The sequence below is a fragment of the Mycobacterium asiaticum DSM 44297 genome (assembly GCF_000613245.1).
GTDB classification, from domain to species: Bacteria; Actinomycetota; Actinomycetes; order Mycobacteriales; family Mycobacteriaceae; genus Mycobacterium; species Mycobacterium asiaticum.
Genome location: NZ_HG964938.1, coordinates 731,331 through 752,532, shown reverse-complemented (window position 1 = coordinate 752,532; position 21,202 = coordinate 731,331). Strand labels below are relative to the sequence as shown.

Here is a 21,202-nt window from a genome sequence, read left to right as displayed (position 1 = left end):
CTAAGGTGCCCGCGATCCCCGCGCAGTATCTGCTGTCCGCTGACGCACCGAGTCCGCGCACGCTGATCGACATCATCAAGGACACGGCCGCGCGGTACCCCGATGCCGCCGCGATCGACGACGGTGAGGTGCAGCTGACCTACAGCGAACTCGTCGAGGACATGAACGACAGCGTCGCTTGGCTGGCAGCCCGGGGTATCGGCCGCGGCGACCGGATCGGCATCCGGATGCCCTCGGGCAGCTACTCGCTGTACGTGGCGATCCTGGCGGTCCTCGCCGCCGGCGCGGCCTATGTGCCCGTCGACGCCGACGACCCGGACGAGCGCGCGGAGTTGGTGTTCGGCGAGGCCAACGTTGTCGCGGTGATCAGCGCCGACGGCATCCAGCGCACCCAGGGTGCGTCACGCGGTTGGCGGGCAGGGGCGCCGCTGGCCCGCGACGACGCGTGGATCATCTTCACCTCGGGATCCACCGGCACGCCGAAAGGCGTTGCGGTCACGCACCGCAGCGCCGCGGCGTTCGTCGACGCGGAAGCGCGAATTTTTCTGCAGGACAACCCCATTGGCCCCGGCGACCGGGTGCTGGCCGGGTTGTCCGTGGCGTTCGACGCGTCCTGCGAGGAGATGTGGCTGGCCTGGCGGCACGGCGCCTGCCTGGTGCCCGCGCCGCGATCGCTGGTGCGCAGCGGAATGGATCTGGGACCGTGGCTGGTCACCCGCGACGTCACCGTGGTCTCGACCGTGCCGTCGCTGGCGGCGTTGTGGCCCGCCGAGGCGCTGGAAGCGGTGCGGCTGTTGATCTTCGGCGGAGAGGCGTGCCCGCCCGAGCTCGCCGAACGGCTCACCCTGGGCGTGGAAGGCGGCCGCGAAGTATGGAACACCTACGGCCCCACCGAGGCCACCGTGGTGTCCTGCGCCGCCCGGCTGGACGGCACGGGACCGGTCAGCATCGGCCTGCCACTGGCGGGGTGGGACCTGGCTGTGGTCGACGGCGGTGGTGCGCCGGTGAGTTACGGCGAAACCGGCGAACTGGTGATCGGCGGTGTTGGATTGGCCCGCTACCTGGACGAGGACAAGGACGCCGAGAAGTACGGTCCGATGCCGGCGCTCGGCTGGAAACGGGCTTATCGCAGCGGTGATCTGGTCCGGCTGGAACGTGACGGGCTCTACTTCTGCGGTCGCGCGGACGACCAGGTCAAGGTCGGCGGTCGTCGCATCGAGCTCGGCGAGGTGGACTCCGCGCTGGTCAATCTGAACGGCGTGAGTGGCGGTGCGGCCGCGGTCCGGCGCACCAGCACCGGAGCGCCGGTACTGGTCGGATATGTGGTCAGCGCGGATCCGTCTTTCGACATCACCAAGGCGCGCGACGAACTGGCCGAGCGGCTGCCGGCCGCGCTGGTACCCCGGCTGGTGCGTATCGAGCAGCTGCCCACCCGCACGTCGGGCAAGGTCGATCGGGACGCGCTGCCCTGGCCGCCGCCCGGCAGTACCGCCGACGAAGAGACACCGGAGCTGGCCGGCACTGCGGGCCGGTTGGCCGGCTTGTGGCGAGATCTGTTGGGCGGCACGGTGACCGGCCAGGAAGCCGATTTCTTCGCCCTGGGCGGTGGCTCACTGGCGGCGGCGCAACTTGTCGCGACCCTGCGCCAGCACTACCCGCAGCTCACCGTCGCCGACCTGTACGACCACCCGCGACTGGGCTCGCTCGCCGGGTTCCTCGACGAACTGGAGCCGCCGCCGCAGGTGCCCGAGCGTGTGGTGCGGCCGACGCCGCTGCGCACGCAGTTGGTCCAAGTCCTGCTGTCCTTGCCGCTGGCCACCTTGTCGGCGCTGCAGTGGGTTACCTGGCTGGCTTTGGGGAACAACGTTGGCCGTGCTGTGCATGCGGTGCCGTGGACGGTCGCGGTGAACTGGTGGCTCGTAGCGGCGGCGTTCGTCATGTTCGTCACGCCGGTGGGCCGGATGGGGATTGCGGTGCTCGGCGCGCGGATCCTGCTGTGGAACGTCCGGCCGGGCAGTTACCCGCGCGGCGGGTTCGTGCATCTGCGCGTCTGGTTCGCCGAGCGGCTGGCAGCGGCGAGCGGTGCCGAAAACCTCGCCGGTGCACCGTGGCTCGTCTATTACGCACGCGCCCTGGGCGCGGACATCGGTAAGGGCGTCGACCTGCATTCAGTGCCGCCGGTGACCGGGTTGTTGACCGTCGGGCACCGCAGTGCGATCGAACCCGAAGTCGACCTGTGTGGGCATTGGATCGACGGCGACCTGTTTCACCTGGGCAAGATCACCATCGGCAACGACGCGACCATCGGAGCCCGCACCACGCTGCTGCCCGGCGCGGTGGTCGGCAAGAACGCCGACGTGGCGCCCGGCTCTGGCGTCGTCGACAAGATCAAAAACGGTCAGTACTGGAAGGGCTCCCCGGCGGCCAAATCCGGGCGGGTCAAACACCCGTGGCCCGACGAGCGACCGGCACCGAGATCGCAGTGGGTAGGGATCTACGGGTTGACGTCACTGTGTCTGGCCGCCCTGCCGCTGCTGGCGGTGGCGACCGGATTGATCGTCATCGGCTTAGCGGTGCGCCACACCCGCAACCTGGCACAGGCGGTGCTACCGGCGTTGCTCTGGACACCCGCCGCGGCGGTGACCGCTCTGGCCACGTATGCGGTGCTGACGGTGGTCGCGGTGCGCGCCTTGTCCTTCGGGTTGCGCGAGGGATACCACCCGGTGCGCAGCCGGACCGGGTGGCAGCTGTGGACCACCGAGCGGCTGATGGACGCCGCCCGCAACTACCTGTTTCCCTTGTACGCCAGCCTTTTCACACCCGTCTGGCTGCGCATGCTCGGCGCCCGAGTGGGCCGCGACACCGAGATTTCGACGGTGCTGCTGACCCCCAAGTTCGCGGTGATCGAGGATGGCGCATTCCTGGCCGACGACACCATGGTCGCCTCCTATGAACTCGGCGGCGGCTGGATCTACGCTGCCGAGACCACGGTGGGGCGCCGCGCGTTCCTCGGCAACTCAGGTATCACCCAACCGGGTCGCCGCGTGCCCGACGATGGCCTGGTTGCCGTGCTGTCGGCGACCCCGCCCAAGGCCAAACGCGGTTCGTCGTGGCTGGGCAGCCCGCCGATGCGGTTGCGCCGGCGCCCGGCCAAGGCCGACGAAGAGACCACCTACCATCCGCCGACCCGGTTGAAGGTGATGCGGGCCGCGGTGGAGATCTGTCGGGTGTTGCCAGTGCTGGTGACCGCCGTGATCGGGGTGGCGGTGCTGGGGGTATTGCAGGCGCTGACAACGCGATTCGGGATTTGGTGGGCGGCGCTGGGCGGCGGGCTGGTGCTGCTGGCGGCCGGCGTGGCCGCCGGCGTGGTGACCGTGGTGGCCAAGTGGCTGTTGGTCGGGCGGATCAAGGCCGGCGAGCACCCATTGTGGTCGTCGTTCGTCTGGCGTAACGAACTGGCCGACACCTTCATCGAAACCGTTGCCGCGCCATGGTTTGCGCGGGCGGCCAGCGGCACACCGGTGCTGAACCTGTGGCTGCGCGGGCTCGGCGCGGCGATCGGTCGGGGCTCCTGGTGTGAAACCTATTGGCTGCCGGAGGCCGATCTGGTCACCCTCGGCGCCGGCAGCACCGTCAACCGCGGCTGTGTGGTGCAGACGCATCTGTTCCATGATCGGATCATGCGGCTGGACAGCGTTGTGTTGGAGCCCGGCGCCACCCTCGGCCCGCACTGCGTCGCGCTGCCGGCAGCCAGGCTGGGAGCCGGGGCGTCCGTCGGACCCGCATCGCTTGTCGTCCGTGGCGACGAGGTACCCGGATCGACGCGCTGGCAAGGTAATCCGGTGCGGCCCTGGCAGCAGGTCCGCAAGAAGTCCGGCCGCAAGCGAGTGTCCAGTGCCGAGGAAACTGCCGCGTGAAATCTTCCAACGGCAAAGCCACTTCGAATGAGGTGGTCGACCCTTACCTCCCGCAGAACGGTAACTTCGGTTACACGGTGTCGCGTTATGAGCTGGACCTGGAATACCGGGTGGCGAGCAACCGGCTGTCGGGAACGGCGACCATCACCGCGGTCACTGTGACCGAGCTGACGGACTTCACCCTCGATCTGTCCAGCGCTTTGTCGGTGTCGAAGGTTTCGGTGAACGGCAAACGCGCTTCCCGCTTCAGTTGCCGCGCCGGCAAACTGCGCATCACACTGCCGGTCAAATTGGCTACCGGCGCCGCGATGTCGATCGTGGTGCGCTACGGCGGTACCCCCAAACCTCTCCGGACCCTCTGGGGCGATGTGGGTTTCGAGGAACTCTCGGACGGCGCCCTGGTCGCCGGCCAACCCAACGGAGCGGCATCCTGGTTTCCCTGCGACGACCATCCCAGCGCCAAGGCCGCTTTCCGGATCCGGATCAGCACCGAGAGTGCGTACCGGGTCGTCGCGAACGGCAAACTGATGTCGCGTCGAGCCCGGGCTTCGCAGACCGTCTGGATCTACGAGCAGCCCGAGCCCACGTCCACCTACCTCATTACCCTGCAGATCGGCGTCTACGAGACCGCCCGGTTGTCCCGGACACCGATCACGATGCGGGCCGCGCTGCCGGAACGTCTCAGAGCCGAATTCGACCACGACTTCGCCCGGCAACCCGATATGGTGAAACTGTTCATCGACCTGTTCGGACCGTATCCCCTCGCGGACGGATACACCGTCGTGGTCACCGATGACGAGTTGGATATTCCCCTTGAAGCACAGGGCATCTCGATATTCGGCGCCAACCATTGCGACGGCACCCGGGATAGCGAACGGCTCATCGCCCACGAATTGGCGCATCAGTGGTTCGGCAACTCGGTGACGGCACGCCGCTGGCGCGACATCTGGTTGCACGAGGGCTTCGCTTGCTACGCGGAGTGGCTCTGGTCGGAGCACAGCGGCGGTCCGGACGCCGACGAGCTGGCGCACCGGTACCACCACGAGCTCGCACAGCAACCGCAGGATCTGCTGCTGACCGATCCGGGACCGCGCCACATGTTCGACGACCGGGTGTACAAACGGGGCGCGCTGACCCTGCATGCCCTGCGCCGCCGGGTTGGTGATGAGAAATTTTTTGCGCTGCTGCGGGATTGGACCGCCCGGTACCGGCACGGGACCGCCGTCACCGACGACTTCACCGGTCTGGCGGCCAACTACGCCGACGACTCGCTGCGACCGTTGTGGGAAGCCTGGCTGTACTCGACGGACGTTCCCTGATTACAGATTGGCGAGGTCGTCGGGCACGTCCACGGCGTACTGTTGCAGGACCTCGAGCGGTACCACCTCGAGGGTGCGCTCATGGGTGGACGCCAGGACCACCGGTGCCGCGCACCCGTCATGGTGGGCACGCAACCAGTTCACCGCGGTGACACACCAGCGGTCGCCCGGCAGCAAGCCGGGAAACCGGTACTCGGGCACCGGCGTGGACAGGTCGTTGCCGATAGAACGCTGGTGCTCGAGGAACTCGGCGGTGACGACCGCGCAGATGGTGTGCAGGCCGCGGTCCTGGTCGCCGGTGGAACAGCAGCCATCCCGGTAAAAGCCGGTAACCGGCTCATTCCCGCACGGTTCCAACGAACCACCGAGCACGTTGCGATCAGGCAGGCGATCGGACATGCGCTTAGTATCGCGCTTTCCAGCGAATTGTCGCCCCTTAAACGGCGGCCATCCTCCAACCCCACTCCAGGCCGGCGGCGAGCACGCTTTGGGCAGCGGCGGGTTTGCTGCTCGATGGTAGGTTCAGCGGCGTGATACTCACCGGAGCTTTCCTGGCCGACGCGGCCGCCGTCGTCGACAACAAACTCAATGTGTCCGGCGGGGTGCTGTCCCGGTTCGCGCTCGGGCCCGAGCGGTCGGCCCGCTTCGTCCTGGTCGTGCTGACTCAGGCCGAGCCCGGCAGTACCGATCGGCTGCTCAAAATCGAGATGCGGCCGCCGACCGACGAGGATCCGATCCGGCTGGAGTTCGAGGTGCCGGAAGCCTCCGTGGCGGAGTTCCCGGGCTTCGCCTTCTTCGAGTTGCAGCTTCGGTTGCCATCGAACGGCCGCTGGGTCCTGGTGGTCAGCGGTGGCACCGGCGCGATTTCGCTGCCGGTGCTGGTGACCGACTTCGTGCCCCCGGAATCGTCACTCGGCCTTTAGGCCAGCGCCGGCAACACGGAATCGGTGAGCAAATGCACCGACTTCCATGCTTCGTCCACGGGCATGCCACCGACCAGCGGGTGCATTACGAGCGGTCCGAAATTCTCCGCGTCCCGCACCTCGGCGATGAGCTCGTCGGGTGTCAGGAACCGGTACCTGCCCGAGGCCCTGACCTCATCGAGCGTCTGCACGCCGGGCAGGTGCATCAGGGACCGCTCGTCGGCCGACCATCCGCCGTAAGTGACCGCCTCCCAGAGGATGTACTCGCCGAGCTCGACCCACGCCCGGTCCGGGTCCTCGTGCAGGAAGATCATCCCGCGGTTGACCGGTCCCGGCATGATCACGAACGGTGTCGCCCCGCCCTCGGCGCACAGCTGCCGGTAGTGCTCCGCGACGTCGGGCAGGTGGTCGGCCAGGCTGAGCGGCAAGCGGAACCGTGCCGCGCGCCGGGCGGTGGCACGTGAGCCGCCTCCGACATACAGCGGCGGATGCGGCTTGGTCCATGTCCCGGTGCAGACACCCGCGTCCGCCCCTGACCAGACCGACAGCATCCGCTCGATCACGTTGTCCATCAGCTTGCCGCGCCGGCTGAACTCGACTCCCAGGCAATCGAACTCGACGGTCCGATAGCCCAGTCCCACCGTGGTGTGCAACCTGCCCCGGCTCATGTTGTCGACGAGCGCGATGTCCTCGGCCAGCCGAACCGGATTCCACATCGGGCCGAGCGCGCAATCCACGCTGGCGATCAGCCGTGACGTTCGGGCCAGGAACATCGACGCGGCCATGATCGGGTTGCAGCTCCAGCCGTGCCCGGTGACATGGTGTTCGTCGACGCTGATCGTGGTGATACCGCGCGACTCACCCCACTGCGCAAGTTCCAGTGCGGCACGGATCAACTCGCCCTGCTTGCGTGGATCGCCTTGAGGTGATGCGAAGTTGAAGCGAAGTACGGTCAACAGCATCGGCTACCGAGCCTGCGAACGCACGAAGGCGGGGAAGTCTGGAAATAGGGCGCGATCCACGATTTCGATGCGGGTGCCGACCGCGTCGACGTAGTAGGCGAACAGCCCGAGCTCCGTACCGGGCACGTCGGCGGTCATCTCGAACACGAAGCCGTGGTCCTGCAACGATTGAGCCGTCTGGGCGAGGTTGTCGGTGAAATAGCCGACGTGGTGCACGGCATTGCCGGGAGCCGCCGTCCAGGGAGTGCCCGGAACCTCCTGCAGGAGTTCGAGATAAGGCGCTTGCACGGAGTACACGATCGTCGAGGTCAACTCGCGGGTGCCGGCGGTCGTGCGGAACGGCAGTGTGTAGCTCATCGGGCTGATCCACTGGTAGCCGGCCAGGGCGGTGAGCCGGGCCATCGCGGCTTCGAGGTCGGGCACCACCAAACCGGTGTGATAAAGGTCTTCGGGTTTTAGCGCCGCGGTCACGAGTTCCTCGCAATCTGTTGCTTGAGCCATGCGGTCTCCCAGAAGTTATTGGCGTCCGCGAGCAGTTGCTGGTGGGCGTCTCGGAGTACTTCGCGGGCCGCGGGGGTGCCTTCGGGCAGCAGCTCGGCCAGGTGGATCGCGTGCACCGGCCGACCCGCGCTCAGATGTTCCCGCGCGCGCTTTACCAGGGCGTCGGCACCGGCGAGTTCGACCAGATCGGCGGCGACGGCGTCGGGACCGACTGGATAGAGTTCGGTGGTCGAACGGTGGTGGAACCAGCCGGAGTAGTTCTCCCAGATGGCCCGCACATCCCACGCGACCTTTCCATAGCCTTCTCCCACTTCGTATTCCGTGGGCAGCGTGATCTCGCGCATCAACGTTCGGACGTCCTTGCCGGCGTTCATGCCGGCGACCGTCTCGTCATGGATGTACTGGATGGCGTCGCGCAGTCGGGTCAGCTCGCTGTCGATGCGATCGGCGCCGGCGATAGGATCGAAGTGGCCCGTGACCAACAACTCCGGTCGCAGCTGCCGCACTCGTTCGACCGACTCGACGGCGGTCAGCGCGTCGCGGTACCGGTCGCCGCGCATGGTGACCAGGTTGGGGATGTGTCCGAAGACAGGTCCGAAGGTGTTCCCACACAGGCAGATTCGCTCTTTGGGTAACCACACCACCAGTGAATCGCTGGTTTCCCCACCCGGCACCGCGATCAGTTCCAGCCGTCGTCCACCGACCTGCAGGGTGAGTGTGTCCTCGAAGTCCAGGTCGACGATCGGGACGCTCTGGTGCGCCAATTTTCTGGTGCCGAGACGGCGCTGGATCGCCTTGATGCCGTCGGCGAGGGTGTCCTGAAACGCGAACGCACTGCGGTGGGCGCGATACGGGATGAGCCGTTCGTTGTCGTCGCGCCAACGTGTCCAATTCGCCTGTGCGACAACGGTCGTGTCGGGGTCACGGACGCTGTCCAAGCCGCCGACATGATCGACGTGGCCCTGGGTGAAAATGACGTAGCGCACCGGCGCGGAGTCGACCGCGTCGAAGTTGGCCCGGTGCACCGGTCCCTCGAATCCCATGCCGGTGTTGACGATCACCCTTCCGTCTGCGGTGGTGAGCAGGTAGGAGTTCGACAGGCCTGGCGAGCACCATATTCCGGGCGCAATCTGCTCGGCACACTCGGCGGAGGCGGCCCGCATGGCATCGGCGCCGGGGCGGCGTCGATAGATCGGTTCGAACATCACTGCCTTTCCTTCATTCGGCGCGGACGTCGAACGCGTCGAAGTAGAAGCCGAACCGTGCCCGCAGTTCGTCGGGCGATATCCCGAAGTGGCGGCGCAGGTCATAACGAATCCTGCCGTGCTTGCCGCGGGGATTGCCGTCGAGATAACGCTTGAACCGTTCCCGCACCGCCGCCGTCAGTTCCACGTCACCGCGCCGGTAAAGCTCTTCGAGCAGCCGCATTTCGTTGCCGTTGAGCTGGTGGAAGCCGATGTCGATACGGCGTTCGGCCGGCACCAGGCCACGGTCGCGCACGCACGCGCTCAGCAGTCGATGCACGCGGTCGCTCCAGTAATCCAGCAGCCAGTCCGGCTCGATGGATGTGCGGCGCAGCCGGTCGGAGTAGGCCATCATGGTGATCGCGGACTGGATCACCGCGACTGGATCGCGGTGGGTGAAAGCCACCGTCGCATCGGGAAACGTCGCCATCAGCGGCCCGAGTTGCTCGCAGTGCTGCGGGCTCTTCAGGATCCATGTCCGCGGACCCCGCAGGAACGTCAGCGCTTGCAGCACCTTCTTCAGATACGCGTAATGCCGGTGCTGATCCAGGCCCAGGTAGTAATCGCGCCAATCCGGCACGCGCGCATGCCATTCCAGCACATAGGAGGCCAGATCCAGGTCGAGGATCTCGACCTCCTCCTCGATGGCCTCCGGGAAGCGGTCGTGCATGGCGGCCACGATCGGTGCGCTGACCATCAGCGCGTCGTGTTCCTGCTTGACCCGTGTGTAACGCGGATCCACGCCGTGGGCGTCCGGCCCCCGGCCGCGAGCCGGTATCGGATCCTGGCTCTCCCAATACGGCAGGGCTCGCCGGCGAGGGTCGGCCGCGATGAGGTTCACCAGGTGCGTGGTGCCCGATCGTGGCATCCCGACCACGATGATCGGCTTCTCGATCGGGATCGACTCGATCTCGGGAAAGCGTTTGATCAGTTCGGTCAGCGACAACCGGTTGCGCAGCAGTCGTACCACCCGTTGCCGCAGGGTTGACCGGCTGAGCTGGCGTAGGCCGGTGTCGTTTTCGATCGCCGCCACGTGGGCGCTGAGCCGGTCGGTGAATCCGTCGGTGTCGTCGAGATCGGTGACGCCCGCCTGCTCGCGGGCCTCGCTGAGCATCTTGTCGATACCGAACTCAACGTGCCTGGCTTCAGTGAAGTCAAGGATCTGACGCTGAACATCCGTAAGCCGGGGCGATGCCAGATCATCGAAGTCGATGTCCTCGGCGGCAGGGCCCGCAGAATTCACCTGTGACCTCCCCAGGGCGCCGTTGCCGTGACTTGTCGAACGATAGCGCAGCGGTAGCCCGCAGCGGGGACCAGCCATTTCGAGGTCGGCAGAACGGCCGGCGTACACGCCGGCTTCGTGATCTGCGCCCTAGCCGGGCGCCGGACGTAGCGGTAGGTTCAGCCGGTGATAGTCGGGGCGTTCCTTGCCGAAGCTGCGGCTGCAGTGGACAACAAGCTGAACGTCTCGGGCGGGGTGCTACTCCGATTCGCTGTCGAGGCGGATCGGCTGGCGCAGTTTCTGCTTGTGGTGTTGACGCAATCGGAGACCGGCAGCCCAGACCGCCGCATCGAAGTCGAGATCCGGCCGCCGACCGACGACGACCCGCTGACCATCGAATTCGAATTACCGGAAGCCGCCATCACCGCCGAGCTGGGGTTTGCGATCTTTCCTATCGAGGTGACCCTGCCGGTCGACGGCCGCTGGGTTCTGATGGTTACTGGTGGGGCGGGCATGATCTCGCTTCCGCTGCTGGTGCGTGGTTAGGTGACGGCGGGATAACAATTCCCAAACTCAACGGGTCGCCGAACGGTACGCCGCCCGGGGTAGGCGGGCCAAGAAATCTACCGTCACGTCGTGCACCGTCGAACCGCCCTGAAGCTGCCCTTGGCGTTGGCTGCCGGCACGGCTTTGACCAGGACGCCGCGCGCCTTTGCGGAGGCAGGACGCTGGCCGGCCGAGCGCGCGCACAACTGGTATCAGGCCCAAGGTTGGCTGGTCGGCGTCAACTACGTCACGTCGACCGCGATCAACCAGCTCGAGATGTTTCAAGCGGGTACCTACGATGCGCGGCGCATCGACAACGAGTTGGCGGTGGCGCGTTTCCATGGCTTCAACACCGTGCGCGTCTTCCTGCACGACCAGCTGTGGGCGCAGGACCGGGCCGGCTTCCAGTCCCGGCTGGCGCAATTCGTCGGGATCGCAGCCCGGCACGGCATCAAGCCGCTGTTCGTGTTATTCGATTCCTGCTGGGATCCGTTTCCGCGGCTGGGCCGTCAGCGCGCACCGCGACCGGGAGTGCACAACTCGGGTTGGGTACAGAGCCCGGGGGCCGAGCATCTCGACGACCGCCGCTACGCCCCCATCCTGGCCGACTACGTCACCGGAGTGTTGACCCAATTCCGCAGTGATGACCGGGTTTTGGGGTGGGACCTGTGGAACGAACCCGACAACCCGGCCCGGGAGTACCGCAAAGTGGAGCGGAAGGACAAACTGGACCGGGTCGCCGGGCTGCTCCCCCAAGTCTTTCGCTGGGCCCGCGCCGTTGATCCCGTCCAACCGTTGACCAGCGGTGTGTGGCAAGGGAATTGGGGAGATCCCGGGAGCCGCAGCGCGATCGCCGGCTTCCAGCTGGACAACTCTGACGTGATCACCTTCCACAGCTATGCCCCGCCCGGCGAATTCGAGAGCCGAATCGGCGAGCTCGCGCCGTTGGGTCGGCCGATCATCTGCACCGAATACCTGGCCCGGTCCCTGGGCAGCACCGTTGAGGGAATCCTGCCGATTGCGCGGCGGCACAACGTCGGTGCCCTCAACTGGGGGCTCGTGGCCGGCAAAACTCAGACGTACTTCCCGTGGACTTCGTGGGACCGCCCCGCCACGGCGCCACCAAAAGTGTGGTTCGCTGACCTGCTGCAACCTGACGGCCGGCCCTACCACGACAGCGAAGTCCAATTGATCCGCAAGCTCGCCAGCGGAGGGGACCGGGACTAGGACGGTAACCGCCACCCGACGGGTCGACGCCAGGCGCAGCGCACGCCGAGCTGCTGGTGCCCAAAGGCGCGCGCGTCGTCATCGACGGCGGCCTCACCTGCGGGGGTCCCGACCCCGATTTAGGGGTCAGGTCGGCGGCGGCAGCGCTCCCATCGGCCGGTAGTAGGCGGCCTCGACGGCGGGGCGCCACCCCATGTCCGCATTACGCTTGTGCTCCTCTGGCGACAGTATTTTCAGCAGCGTGACCATCGGCAGGTAATAGGTGGCCGGCGCCCCGAGGATGTACGTCGCATTTCCCTCCACGTACGTCTTGTTTCCCGGATCGTTGAGGCCGATGTTGCTGTAGTCGCCGTGGACTTGCCGGTATTGGCCCGCGCCACCGACGAACATCGCGGCGAATCTGTTCATCACGGCGGTAGCGTTAGCCAGGTTTGCCGGGCAATCGGCCCAGAAATCGTATTGCCGGATCACCACTTTGACGGTGTAGCGCGTATCGATGGGGAAGCCGTTTCCGCCATAAGCGGCCGTGCATCCGCTGTATCGGACGTGCATGCAACCCCCGTATTTCCCCTCCGGGTCACCGGTGAGAATGAACGTCACGGACGCCGGATCGATGTCGCTCGTCGGGCCGTAGGTGCGTAGCCAGTCGTCTTCCACCTGGGCGCCCTCGCTGTGGCCAACGACGACTTTCGGACCCGGGATAGCGTGCAGCATGTTGTTGAGGTTGAGCGAGCCCTGATGGACATTGCCGGCGCTGGGGAAATTGTTGTACGGGACTTTCGCCACTACATTCGGAGCTGCGAATAGTTCGCCACGCAACCAGTTCCCGGGTAGCGAGCGAAACGCCGGGTCGAGCGTCAAGACCGTCGCGCCGGTCGTCGCGACGACTTCCGCACCGGCATTGACCGCTGTCAGCGCAGTAATGTTTGCCACGGTGGCCAGGAGCGTCAGCGCCAGCGTTGCTGTTGCTCTTCTCACTGACGTCACCAGGCAAACCTCAAGAGATCGCAGCCGAATTTGCTGCTCATATATATCACCGGCGACGTTTCGACCCGCCGCAACGTTGGCGAATCGAAACCGGAATGAGGCTTCCTATTTATAGACGCGGGTCAGCCGTCTTCGAATTCGGGCGCTGCTCCATTGACCACGGCGGTAAATTGTGCTCATGAAAAAATTCACGCCCGCTTTGCTGGCCGCAGTCGCCGTGGCGGCATTCCAGATTTCCGTCGCACCCGCGGCGTCCGCGAATACCTGTCCCGCCGCTGGGGAAGGTTCGTACCCGAACCGGATTGATTGTCCGCTGGGCAGCATCGCTGCGGCGGACGCGATCGACGAGGCTCGGCAGCGCGCCGAGGGGCGCCCGCCGTGCTACACCCGCGAGGGCGTGCCCTACTACACCCCCGGTGACGCGCCCTGCGGCTGAGCCATTCCGACGGCGGATTTTTCGCTGCCTCGCCGGTGACCACCATTTGAGTGGGTATACGGCGCAGGGAGGCACGATGAATCAGCCCGAGTTACCACCAGTTGGCCGCTACACCGAGGCGGAGCTCAAGGACGCCGAGAGCCGAGTCGCACATGCTCGGGAAGCGGCGGGCCGCTCGGCACTGTCGGCGGCGAAGAGCTTCGAAGAATCCGCACGCGCGCACGACGAGGTCGCTAGCATTGAAGAGGCAGCAGTCGACCAGGACAGGCGCCCGATGGACAGGTTGCAGCGATCGGCTAAGCAACATCACCAGTTCGCCGCCGAAGACCGCGACATCGCAGAGAAGAAGCGCAGGGAAGCGGGCAGGATCTTCGGCGCTGAGGGGACCCAGTGGGACTGAGCCTGAAAATTGCTCCCGGAGTACGAATCCGGGCGTCAGGATCAGGGATCAGGACCAGTGTGGGCCCGCGCGTCGCACGCGTTCACGCTGGAGCCGGCAGGACCGCCGTCAGCTCGGGATTCGGACCCTTCACCGCGTCGTCGACGGCCAAGAGTCTGCGACCCGCACGGAAGACGCCCTTGCCCCGCTCGAGCAAGCCGGTGTCACCCAGCAAGCTCGATACGTTCGTCGCCGGAGTGGAACTCGCGTCCGGGGTGGCGGAGATGATCGGCTATGCCTTCGATCGTCGGCAAGCCAAACAGCTCGCCGCCGATAGCGCCAGAGCCGCGGAACTCCTCACCTCACTTCACCTGGAGGATTTTCCTGCGCCAGCACAGCCGACGCCCCCCGAAGCACCGGGGCTGTCACGAAGCTGGCAACGGCTGCGGCAAGTAGCCAACGCAGATCGCCGCGCGGCGGCCGAAGCCGCCCACGCCGAGGCGCAAGCAATCTACGCCGAAGAGCTGCGCAGGTGGAATCTGCTGCACGCACACGACCCGTACGAGGTCATCGCCGCAGTCGACGATGCGCTGGCGGACAACGCATCTCAGTCCGCGTGCATCGACGCCGGTTCGGGCCCACTCGGGAATTACGTCACCGTGGTCGTGCACTACCCCGGCCCCGAGATCACCGACGGCCTCGTGCAGGCCGGTGCAGGGACCCGGCCGCGCACCGACAAGGAGAGAGTCGATCTCTATCGTCGCGCGCTTGCCTCGACCGTGATCGCCAGCGCGAAAGAGGCGTTGGTCTGCGCTCCCGCAGCCACGGAGGCATACGTCGTCGTCTTGCGCTACGACTTGCAAGGACGCCGAAAGAAGACGTCGCAACTCGACGCAATCTACGCCGGGGCCCTCAGCCGGCGAGTGCTACTGGTGGACTGGACGGCCAACACCCCGCAGGATTGGATGCTCAGCGCTCGGGAAGCACGCTTCAACCTGGACCGGAAGGGCAGGTTTCTACCGCTCGGTGACACCGCGGGCGACGACCTGCGTCGCCTTGTAGACGCGGTCGCCGCGACGCACGCGGACGCCCGACGACGCCGCTACTCGCGGGAAGAGTCACAACGGTTAATGGGCACTCAAGCGCCCGAACCGTTCGAGTCGACGTGCGCCTGCCCGGGTTGCGGCGCGATGGAGGCGCACAGCTTGCGATTGCCGCGGACTGGCGAACCGAAGTGGGCCAGCACAATTCGGACTTGCGCCAGCTGCGGGCGCGAATGGGCGCAGGCCTAGTGCGAGAAAAGCCCGAACCCTAAAGGAGGGTTCGGGCTATTGCGATGTCCTGAGACATTTGGCGGTGGCGGAGGGATTTGAACCCTCGGACGGTTTTAGCCGTCACACGCTTTCGAGGCGTGCTCCTTAGGCCGCTCGGACACGCCACCGCCAGGCAGCTTACCGAATCCAACGCCGCTCACCCCAATCGCTGGCGGGCGAAGAACTTCTCGAGCGGTGCGGCGCACTCGTCGGCGAGCACTCCGCCCCGCACCTCGGGGCGATGATTCAGCCGGCGATCGCGCACCACGTCCCACAGCGACCCGACCGCTCCGGTCTTGGGTTCCCAGGCCCCGAACACCACGCGGGCGACCCGCGCCAGCACCAGCGCGCCGGCGCACATGGTGCACGGTTCGACGGTGACCGCCAGCGTCGCGCCTTCCAGCCGCCACCCATCCCCCAGGACACCGGCCGCCGCCCGCAGCGCCAGGATCTCGGCATGCGCGGTGGGATCGCCGAGCGCTTCGCGAGCATTCACCGCCCGGGCCAGCTCGGTGCCGTCGGCGCCTACGACCACCGCACCGATGGGCACGTCACGGGGCCCGGCGGTCCCGGCGACCGCCAGCGCAGCACGGATCAGCTCCTCGTCAGAAACCCTCACCTACCGAGACGGTCGATCACGGCCGACAACTGTTCGGCGAAACCCATCTCGCGCGCGATCCGGCCGAGCTGCTCATCGGCGTACAGGTCCGTCTCGTCCAGAATCACGCCCAGCACCGCCTCGGGCAGCCCAATGTCGGAGAGCAAGCCCAGGTCACCCTCCTCGAACGGCTCGGCGTCCTCGAGGTCCTCCGGGTCGATGTCGGCGTCCAGGCTGTCCAGCACCTCGGCGGCGATGTCGTAATCCAGTGCGGCGGTGGCATCCGACAACAGCAACCGGGTCCCAGACGGCGCTGGGCGCACGATGACGAAAAACTCGTCGTCGATATCCAGCAGCCCAAAGACTGCCCCGGCGCTGCGCAGCTCCCGCAGCTCGGTCTCCGCGGCCGACAAACTGGTAAGAGCCTTGGGACCCAGCGGCGCGCAGCGCCAGCGGCCCTCTTCACGCACGACGGCGACGCCGAAGCCGTCCGGGGTGTCCGCGGACGGGCCCTGCGTTGCCGAGGCCCGTTGTACTCCCATGGCCGCATACGCTAGTCCCTGACCTGGCCGCTGGCCAGATGAAGCCGGGACGCGCAGCCTGCGCCCGGCTGAGCTGTGCCAACCTTTGAACAAGTGGTGAGGACTGAGGTGAAGACACCCGTATGTGTGCTCGGACTGGGCTTGATCGGTGGATCGATCATGCGGGCCGCTTCGGCATCCGGCCGTGAGGTATTCGGCTATAACCGCTCGGTGGAGGGTGCCCAGGGTGCGCGTTCGGACGGGTTCGACGCCACCACGGACCTCAACGCGACGCTGACCCGAGCCGCCGAAACCGACGCGCTGATTGTGCTGGCCGTGCCGATGCCGGCCCTGCCGAACATGCTGGCCCACATCGGCGAGTCCGCGCCGCATTGTCCTCTGACCGACGTGACCAGCGTCAAGACCGCGGTGCTCGACGAGGTCGCCGCCGCGGGACTGCTAGAGCGCTTCGTCGGCGGCCACCCGATGACCGGCACCGCGCACTCGGGTTGGCGAGCCGGCCACGGCGGCCTGTTCAACCGGGCGCCCTGGGTGGTCAGCGTCGACGACCATGTCGACCCCGAGGTCTGGTCGATGGTGATGACGTTGGCGCTGGACTGCGGGGCGGTGGTGGTGCCGGCCAGATCCGACGAACACGACGCGGCCGCCGCCGCAATCTCGCACCTGCCGCACCTGCTCGCCGAGGCGCTGGCCGTCACCGCGGCCGAGGTCCCGCTGGCGTTTGCGCTGGCCGCGGGCTCGTTCCGGGACGCCACCAGGGTCGCGGGGACGGCACCGGAGCTGGTGCGCGCGATGTGCGAGGCCAACACCGGCCAGTTGGTGCCGGCCACCAGCCGCATCATCGAGCTGCTCAGCCGCGCGCGCGATTCACTGGCCAGCAACTGTTCGGTGGCCGACCTGGTCGACGAGGGCCACGCGGCCCGCACTCGCTACGAGAGTTTTCCGCGCTCGGACATCGTCACCGTCGCCATCGGCGCGGACAACTGGCGCCAGCAGTTGGCCGCCGCGGGCCGGGCTGGTGGAGTAATCAGATCCGCTCTGCCAACCCTGGATACTCAACAATGAACCCGTCCCGGTCGACGGTCACGGTGGTGTCGGCCACCGGCGAACGCAGCTTGATCCCATCCAAGCGGCCTTCGCTGGCGTAACTCACCGTCTCCGCCTCGACGGACATTGAGGGCACGTTCACATAGACCATCGGCAACGCGAGCGTCTCCGCCCGCTCATGGATGCCCAGCCGCCGGATCGGCAGCGCATTGAAGAACGGGCTGAACACCAGGTCGACGTCGAGGGCACCGTTATAACCCGAGCGTCTCTCGCCCTGGTGGTCGGTGATCAGCCACATGTTCTCTTCGTCGCGGGCGATGGCGAGCTGGCGCTCGCGCTCGGCCAGCGTGACGGTCAGCCCGAACCGCTTGGTCGCACCGGACTCGTCGGTCTGCAGTTCGTAGAAGGCACCGAAGGCGGGGCTGGTCGGGGTGGCCGCGGCTACGATGCGCCCGTTGGCCTTGATTCGCTTGCCGGACAACTGAACTCGCACTGATTCCATGCGCGAGCAATCCTGGGCGCGCCAGGTGAACATCGCGGGCTGGGCACGCTGTGTTGGGTCAGAAGGGGCTGCGTTCACACTCCTACCGTAGGACGTGTGCGTCGGCCGTGGTGACTTTGTCAATAACTGTGATCTTGGGTACGCGATCGCGGGGCCGGACCACCCGGCTCAAGCGACCGGTACCGGGCACCGAAGCCCACACCGCCAACGCCAGCAAGCCGTCCAGAATCAGGGCCAGCGCGGCCACCAGCACCGCACCGACCAGGGCTACGGCGAACTGGCGTTCCTTGATTCCGTCGATCAGATAACGGCCCAGTCCCCCGAGGCTGGCGTACGCGGCCACCGTCGCGGTGGCGACGACCTGCAGCGTCGCGTTGCGCAGGCCACTCAGGATCAGCGGCAGCGCGTTGGGCGCCTCGACCCGCAGCAACACCTGGGCCTCGGTCATGCCCATCGCCCGCGCGGCGTCGACCACGAGGCGGTCCACGCTGGCGATGCCCGCATACGTGCCCGCCAACAACGACGGAATGCCGAGCAGCATCAGCGCCACGATCGGCGGGCCCAGCCCCAGCCCGTACAGCAGCACACCCAGCAGCAGCACACCCAGTGTCGGCAGCGCACGCAACCCGTTCACCGCACCGACCACCACCAGCTGACCGCGACCGGTATGGCCGATGATGAGCCCGATCGGTACGGCGATGACGGCCGAGGCCGCCACCGCCAACGCGGTGTACTCCAAGTGCTCACAGATGCGGGCCGCCAAGCCGGCGGGCCCCGCCCAGTTGTCGGCGGTCGTCAAGAACGACAACGCCTGCGCGACGAAGTTCATCGGGCGCCGCCTACGAGCGGGGACCGCAATCGGCCACGGTCCCTTGACGCGCGCTCCCACGGCGTGGCCAATCGGCCGAGCAGGCTGAGCACGGTGTCGATGACGACCGCCAGGGCGAACATGGCAATGATGCCGGCCAGGATCTGATCGCTCTTGTTCGTTTGAAATCCCGCGGTGAACCAGGTGCCCAGCCCCCCGATGCCGATCACCGATCCCACCGAGACCATCGCGATGTTGGTCACCACCACCACCCGCAATCCGGCCACCAGCACCGGAATCGACAGCGGCAGTTCAACTTTCAGCATACGGGCGACGGGCGCATAGCCGATCGCGATGGCCGCCTCGCGGACGTGCGCCGGAACCGCGTCCAGCGCCTCAAGCACCGCGCGCACCATCAGCGCGGCGGTGTAGGCCGTCAGCGCCACCATGACGTTGGCCTCGTCGAGAATCCTGGTGCCCAAGATCAGCGGCAGTACCACGAACAACGCCAGCGACGGGATGGTGAAGACCACGCTGGCGGTAGCCGTGGTCAACCGCCGCAACATCGGGGCGTGCTGCACCGCAAGTCCGAGGGGCACCGCGATCGCCATTCCGACGACAACCGGCACCAGCGACAGCCGCAGGTGGACGACGGTCAGCGCCCACGCGGTGCTCAGGTGGTTCAGCAGGTAGTGCATCAGGTCCGCCGCCGGGCTTCTGCGGCGGCCAGCACGTCGCCGGCCAGGATGCCACCGACGACCTTGTGCCCACGATCCACGGCCACGCCCATCGATGACGGGGACGCCAACGCCGCATCCAGCGCCTGACTGAGATTGCCGTCGACGTGGAACACCGAACCGACGGGCGTGAGAATCGCTGTGAGCGGCTCACCGCCTCGGTACCGCCGCAGCCCGTCGGCGTCGATCCATCCCACCGACTCACCCCCGGCGTCGACCACCAATATCCAGCCGTCTGAAAGTTCAGCGCCGGCAAGGTCATTGGTGGACACCCGGTCGATGTCGTGCAGGGGCAGCCCGGCCGCATCGAGCAGCTGCAGCCACCGGTAGCCGCGGCCGAGCCCGATAAACCTGGCCACAAAGTCGTTCGCGGGGCGCGCGAGCAAGCGCGCAGGTTCGTCGTACTGCTGCAACACACCGCCGGTGCCGAACACCGCAACCCGGTCGGCGAGCCGCAGCGCCTCGTCGATGTCATGGGTCACGAACACCACCGTCTTGTGCAATTCGCTTTGCAGACGAAGGATTTCATTCTGCAGGGTGTGCCGGACAACGGGGTCGACGGCAGAGAACGGCTCGTCCATAAGCAGGATCGGTGGGTCCGCGGCCAACGCCCGCGCCACACCGACACGCTGCTGTTCGCCGCCGGACAGTTGCGCCGGATAGCGAGACGCCACTTGAGGATTCAGGCCGACCCGCTCCAGTACTTCGTAGGCGGCCGCACGCGCCGCGCGCCGGGACTCCCCCCGGAGCACTGGCACCGCCGCGACGTTGTCGATCACCCGTTGATGCGGCATCAACCCGGCGTTCTGGATGACATAGCCGATTCCGCGCCGCAACCGCACCGGGTTGACGGTCGAAACGTCCGCGCCGTCGACGGTCACGGAGCCCGACGTCGGGTCGACCATCCGGTTGATCATTCGCAGCGCGGTGGTTTTGCCGCAGCCGGAGGAACCGACGAAGACGGTCAGTTCACCGGCGGGGACGTGCAAGCTCAACCGGTCCACGGCCGTCGCGCCGTTGCCGAAGACCTTGCTGACGTTGTCGAAGGTGATCAACTACTACCCGATCGCGTGATCGAAGCCGTTGTCATGCACCCATTTGCGGGCAGCCTGGTCAGGATCTGCTCCTCCGTTACCCGATACCGCCACATTCAGTTCGGCAATGCCCTCGGTGGTCAGCTTCGCCGACACCGCATCCAGCACATCCTTGAGCCGGTCCGACTTCTTCTGCGAGTTCACCAGGGGCACGATGTTGCCGGCTAGAAAGTTGTGTTCAGGGTCCGCCAGTACCACCAGGTGCTCCTGCACCACCGCCGGTGAAGTGCTGAAGATGTTGGCCGCAGTAGCCGTTCCCTCGACGAGCGCACGCACCGTCACCGCGCCGCCGCCGTCGTTGATGGTGACGAAATTGCCCTGCGCGATGTTCAGCCCGTACTTCTGGCGTAACCCTGGTAACCCGGAGGGCCGGGTGGCGAACGCCGACGGGGCGGCGAAGCGTACTTCGGCGGAGTGGGCCGCCAGGTCGGCGATCGTCTTGAGGTTCCACCGGTTAGCCGTCGCGCCGGTGACTGTGACCGTGTCGGTGTCCGACGCCGGCGAGGGGGTGAGGATGGACAGATCGCCGGGCAACTGCCGGTAGAGCTCCAATTCGACCGCGTCCAGGACGGTCACTTTGGACTTCGGCTCGAAGTAGAGCAGCAGGTTGCCGATGTATTCGGGCACCAGGTCGATGGAATGGTCCTTCAGCGCCGGGATGTAGGTCTCGCGGCTACCGATACCCATTCGGCGACCGACGTCGAATCCGTTGGCCTGCAAGGCTTGTGCATAGATCTCCGCGACGATCTCGGATTCGGGGAAGTCGCCGGATCCGACGACGATGGATTTCGGGCCGCCCATGCCCGACCCGAACGGATCGGGACTGCCGCACGCCGCAACCAGGCACGCCACCGCGGCGAGCGCCGCGCGCCGCAGCATCCTCACGTTGCAGACACTA

Annotated in this window: 22 protein-coding genes and 1 tRNA gene; 9 read left to right on the top strand and 14 right to left on the bottom strand. The window is 66.7% G+C overall.

Annotated features, from left to right (window positions below):
* Positions 1 to 5: 5 nt before the first annotated feature.
* Together BN972_RS22365 and BN972_RS22360 are read left to right on the top strand one after the other, a co-directional pair.
* The gene (locus tag BN972_RS22365; RefSeq protein WP_200869756.1) at positions 6 to 3,917 is read left to right on the top strand and encodes a Pls/PosA family non-ribosomal peptide synthetase; all 3,912 of its coding nucleotides are present in this window, start codon (positions 6 to 8) and stop codon (positions 3,915 to 3,917) included.
* Positions 3,914 to 5,236 (top strand): M1 family metallopeptidase, encoded by a 1,323-nt coding sequence (locus BN972_RS22360; protein ID WP_036362640.1) that lies wholly within the window; start codon positions 3,914 to 3,916, stop codon positions 5,234 to 5,236. The genes BN972_RS22365 and BN972_RS22360 overlap by 4 nt, the downstream gene beginning before the upstream one ends.
* Here BN972_RS22360 and BN972_RS22355 read toward each other — a convergent pair whose 3' ends face one another.
* Positions 5,237 to 5,623: a DUF2237 family protein gene (locus BN972_RS22355; RefSeq protein WP_036363729.1), complete on the bottom strand. Its 387-nt coding sequence runs from the start codon at positions 5,621 to 5,623 to the stop codon at positions 5,237 to 5,239.
* Positions 5,624 to 5,766: 143 nt separating this feature from the next.
* On the opposite strand from BN972_RS22355, the gene BN972_RS22350 reads away from it, so the two are divergent.
* Positions 5,767 to 6,159 (top strand): hypothetical protein, encoded by a 393-nt coding sequence (locus tag BN972_RS22350; protein WP_036362638.1) that lies wholly within the window; start codon positions 5,767 to 5,769, stop codon positions 6,157 to 6,159.
* On the opposite strand, the gene BN972_RS22345 is transcribed toward BN972_RS22350, so the two are convergent.
* Genes BN972_RS22345 through BN972_RS22330 form a run of 4 tightly spaced genes read right to left on the bottom strand, consistent with a single transcriptional unit; the run spans position 6,156 to position 10,109 of the window.
* Positions 6,156 to 7,121 (bottom strand): LLM class flavin-dependent oxidoreductase, encoded by a 966-nt coding sequence (locus BN972_RS22345; RefSeq protein WP_036362635.1) that lies wholly within the window; start codon positions 7,119 to 7,121, stop codon positions 6,156 to 6,158. The two genes, BN972_RS22350 and BN972_RS22345, sit on opposite strands and share 4 nt — an antisense overlap.
* 3 nt (positions 7,122 to 7,124) lie before the next feature.
* The gene (locus BN972_RS22340; RefSeq protein WP_051545723.1) at positions 7,125 to 7,622 is read right to left on the bottom strand and encodes a VOC family protein; all 498 of its coding nucleotides are present in this window, start codon (positions 7,620 to 7,622) and stop codon (positions 7,125 to 7,127) included.
* Positions 7,589 to 8,827, bottom strand: coding sequence for an MBL fold metallo-hydrolase (locus BN972_RS22335; protein ID WP_036362630.1), 1,239 nt, complete (start codon positions 8,825 to 8,827; stop codon positions 7,589 to 7,591). Before BN972_RS22335 ends, BN972_RS22340 begins: the two co-directional genes overlap by 34 nt.
* A gap of 13 nt (positions 8,828 to 8,840) precedes the next feature.
* A complete protein-coding gene (locus BN972_RS22330; RefSeq protein ID WP_036362629.1) occupies positions 8,841 to 10,109 on the bottom strand; it encodes a sulfotransferase family protein in 1,269 nt (422 codons plus the stop codon).
* A gap of 165 nt (positions 10,110 to 10,274) precedes the next feature.
* On the opposite strand from BN972_RS22330, the gene BN972_RS22325 reads away from it, so the two are divergent.
* The gene (locus BN972_RS22325) at positions 10,275 to 10,634 is read left to right on the top strand and encodes a hypothetical protein (protein ID WP_036362627.1); all 360 of its coding nucleotides are present in this window, start codon (positions 10,275 to 10,277) and stop codon (positions 10,632 to 10,634) included.
* Positions 10,635 to 10,724: 90 nt separating this feature from the next.
* Positions 10,725 to 11,861 carry a glycoside hydrolase 5 family protein gene (locus BN972_RS22320; RefSeq protein WP_036362626.1) on the top strand — a complete coding sequence of 379 codons (1,137 nt, stop codon included), beginning with the start codon at positions 10,725 to 10,727 and terminating at the stop codon, positions 11,859 to 11,861.
* 126 nt (positions 11,862 to 11,987) lie between these two features.
* Here BN972_RS22320 and BN972_RS22315 read toward each other — a convergent pair whose 3' ends face one another.
* Positions 11,988 to 12,848 (bottom strand): PE-PPE domain-containing protein, encoded by an 861-nt coding sequence (locus BN972_RS22315; RefSeq protein ID WP_315968807.1) that lies wholly within the window; start codon positions 12,846 to 12,848, stop codon positions 11,988 to 11,990.
* A 178-nt stretch (positions 12,849 to 13,026) separates the two neighbouring features.
* On the opposite strand from BN972_RS22315, the gene BN972_RS22310 reads away from it, so the two are divergent.
* The 3 genes from BN972_RS22310 (at position 13,027) to BN972_RS22300 (ending at position 14,955) form a co-directional block, all read left to right on the top strand.
* The gene (locus BN972_RS22310) at positions 13,027 to 13,284 is read left to right on the top strand and encodes a hypothetical protein (protein ID WP_036362623.1); all 258 of its coding nucleotides are present in this window, start codon (positions 13,027 to 13,029) and stop codon (positions 13,282 to 13,284) included.
* A 76-nt stretch (positions 13,285 to 13,360) separates the two neighbouring features.
* Positions 13,361 to 13,684, top strand: coding sequence for a hypothetical protein (locus BN972_RS22305; protein WP_051545722.1), 324 nt, complete (start codon positions 13,361 to 13,363; stop codon positions 13,682 to 13,684).
* 200 nt (positions 13,685 to 13,884) lie between these two features.
* Positions 13,885 to 14,955, top strand: a complete 1,071-nt coding sequence (locus tag BN972_RS22300; RefSeq protein WP_142277039.1) for a hypothetical protein — start codon at positions 13,885 to 13,887, stop codon at positions 14,953 to 14,955.
* 59 nt (positions 14,956 to 15,014) lie between these two features.
* Here the strand turns inward: BN972_RS22300 and BN972_RS22295 are convergent.
* The 3 genes from BN972_RS22295 to BN972_RS22285 all read right to left on the bottom strand — a co-directional run bounded on the left by BN972_RS22295 (position 15,015) and on the right by BN972_RS22285 (position 16,116).
* A tRNA-Ser gene (locus BN972_RS22295) sits at positions 15,015 to 15,104 on the bottom strand.
* A gap of 29 nt (positions 15,105 to 15,133) precedes the next feature.
* Complete coding sequence (locus tag BN972_RS22290) at positions 15,134 to 15,595, bottom strand: nucleoside deaminase (protein WP_036362621.1); 462 nt, start codon at positions 15,593 to 15,595, stop codon at positions 15,134 to 15,136.
* Positions 15,592 to 16,116 carry a tRNA adenosine deaminase-associated protein gene (locus BN972_RS22285; protein ID WP_036362620.1) on the bottom strand — a complete coding sequence of 175 codons (525 nt, stop codon included), beginning with the start codon at positions 16,114 to 16,116 and terminating at the stop codon, positions 15,592 to 15,594. Before BN972_RS22285 ends, BN972_RS22290 begins: the two co-directional genes overlap by 4 nt.
* A 108-nt stretch (positions 16,117 to 16,224) precedes the next feature.
* Between BN972_RS22285 and BN972_RS22280 the strand changes: the two genes are divergently transcribed.
* Positions 16,225 to 17,181 carry a prephenate dehydrogenase gene (locus BN972_RS22280; protein WP_036362619.1) on the top strand — a complete coding sequence of 319 codons (957 nt, stop codon included), beginning with the start codon at positions 16,225 to 16,227 and terminating at the stop codon, positions 17,179 to 17,181.
* Here BN972_RS22280 and BN972_RS22275 read toward each other — a convergent pair.
* Genes BN972_RS22275 through BN972_RS22255 form a run of 5 tightly spaced genes read right to left on the bottom strand, consistent with a single transcriptional unit; the run spans position 17,144 to position 21,183 of the window.
* A complete protein-coding gene (locus BN972_RS22275) occupies positions 17,144 to 17,743 on the bottom strand; it encodes a putative glycolipid-binding domain-containing protein (protein ID WP_036362617.1) in 600 nt (199 codons plus the stop codon). The genes BN972_RS22280 and BN972_RS22275 overlap by 38 nt on opposite strands.
* Positions 17,744 to 17,747: 4 nt before the next feature.
* Positions 17,748 to 18,494, bottom strand: a complete 747-nt coding sequence (locus tag BN972_RS22270) for an ABC transporter permease (RefSeq protein WP_051545721.1) — start codon at positions 18,492 to 18,494, stop codon at positions 17,748 to 17,750.
* Positions 18,491 to 19,171, bottom strand: a complete 681-nt coding sequence (locus BN972_RS22265) for an ABC transporter permease (RefSeq protein ID WP_036362616.1) — start codon at positions 19,169 to 19,171, stop codon at positions 18,491 to 18,493. Before BN972_RS22265 ends, BN972_RS22270 begins: the two co-directional genes overlap by 4 nt.
* A complete protein-coding gene (locus BN972_RS22260; protein ID WP_036362615.1) occupies positions 19,171 to 20,265 on the bottom strand; it encodes an ABC transporter ATP-binding protein in 1,095 nt (364 codons plus the stop codon). The genes BN972_RS22265 and BN972_RS22260 overlap by 1 nt, the downstream gene beginning before the upstream one ends.
* 3 nt (positions 20,266 to 20,268) lie before the next feature.
* On the bottom strand, positions 20,269 to 21,183 hold the full coding sequence (locus BN972_RS22255) for an ABC transporter substrate-binding protein (protein ID WP_036362614.1): 915 nt from the start codon (positions 21,181 to 21,183) through the stop codon (positions 20,269 to 20,271).
* Positions 21,184 to 21,202: the final 19 nt, after the last annotated feature.

Bases quoted from the DNA above. Each gene is read 5' to 3' on its own strand.
- BN972_RS22345 (WP_036362635.1), bottom strand. From the start codon at position 7,121: ATGCTGTTGACCGTACTTCGCTTCAACTTCGCATCACCTCAAGGCGAT.
- BN972_RS22340 (WP_051545723.1), bottom strand. From the start codon at position 7,622: ATGGCTCAAGCAACAGATTGCGAGGAACTCGTGACCGCGGCGCTAAAA.
- BN972_RS22335 (WP_036362630.1), bottom strand. From the start codon at position 8,827: ATGTTCGAACCGATCTATCGACGCCGCCCCGGCGCCGATGCCATGCGG.
- BN972_RS22310 (WP_036362623.1), top strand. From the start codon at position 13,027: ATGAAAAAATTCACGCCCGCTTTGCTGGCCGCAGTCGCCGTGGCGGCA.
- BN972_RS22305 (WP_051545722.1), top strand. From the start codon at position 13,361: ATGAATCAGCCCGAGTTACCACCAGTTGGCCGCTACACCGAGGCGGAG.
- BN972_RS22285 (WP_036362620.1), bottom strand. From the start codon at position 16,116: ATGGGAGTACAACGGGCCTCGGCAACGCAGGGCCCGTCCGCGGACACC.
- BN972_RS22270 (WP_051545721.1), bottom strand. From the start codon at position 18,494: ATGAACTTCGTCGCGCAGGCGTTGTCGTTCTTGACGACCGCCGACAAC.
- BN972_RS22265 (WP_036362616.1), bottom strand. From the start codon at position 19,171: ATGCACTACCTGCTGAACCACCTGAGCACCGCGTGGGCGCTGACCGTC.
- BN972_RS22255 (WP_036362614.1), bottom strand. From the start codon at position 21,183: ATGCTGCGGCGCGCGGCGCTCGCCGCGGTGGCGTGCCTGGTTGCGGCG.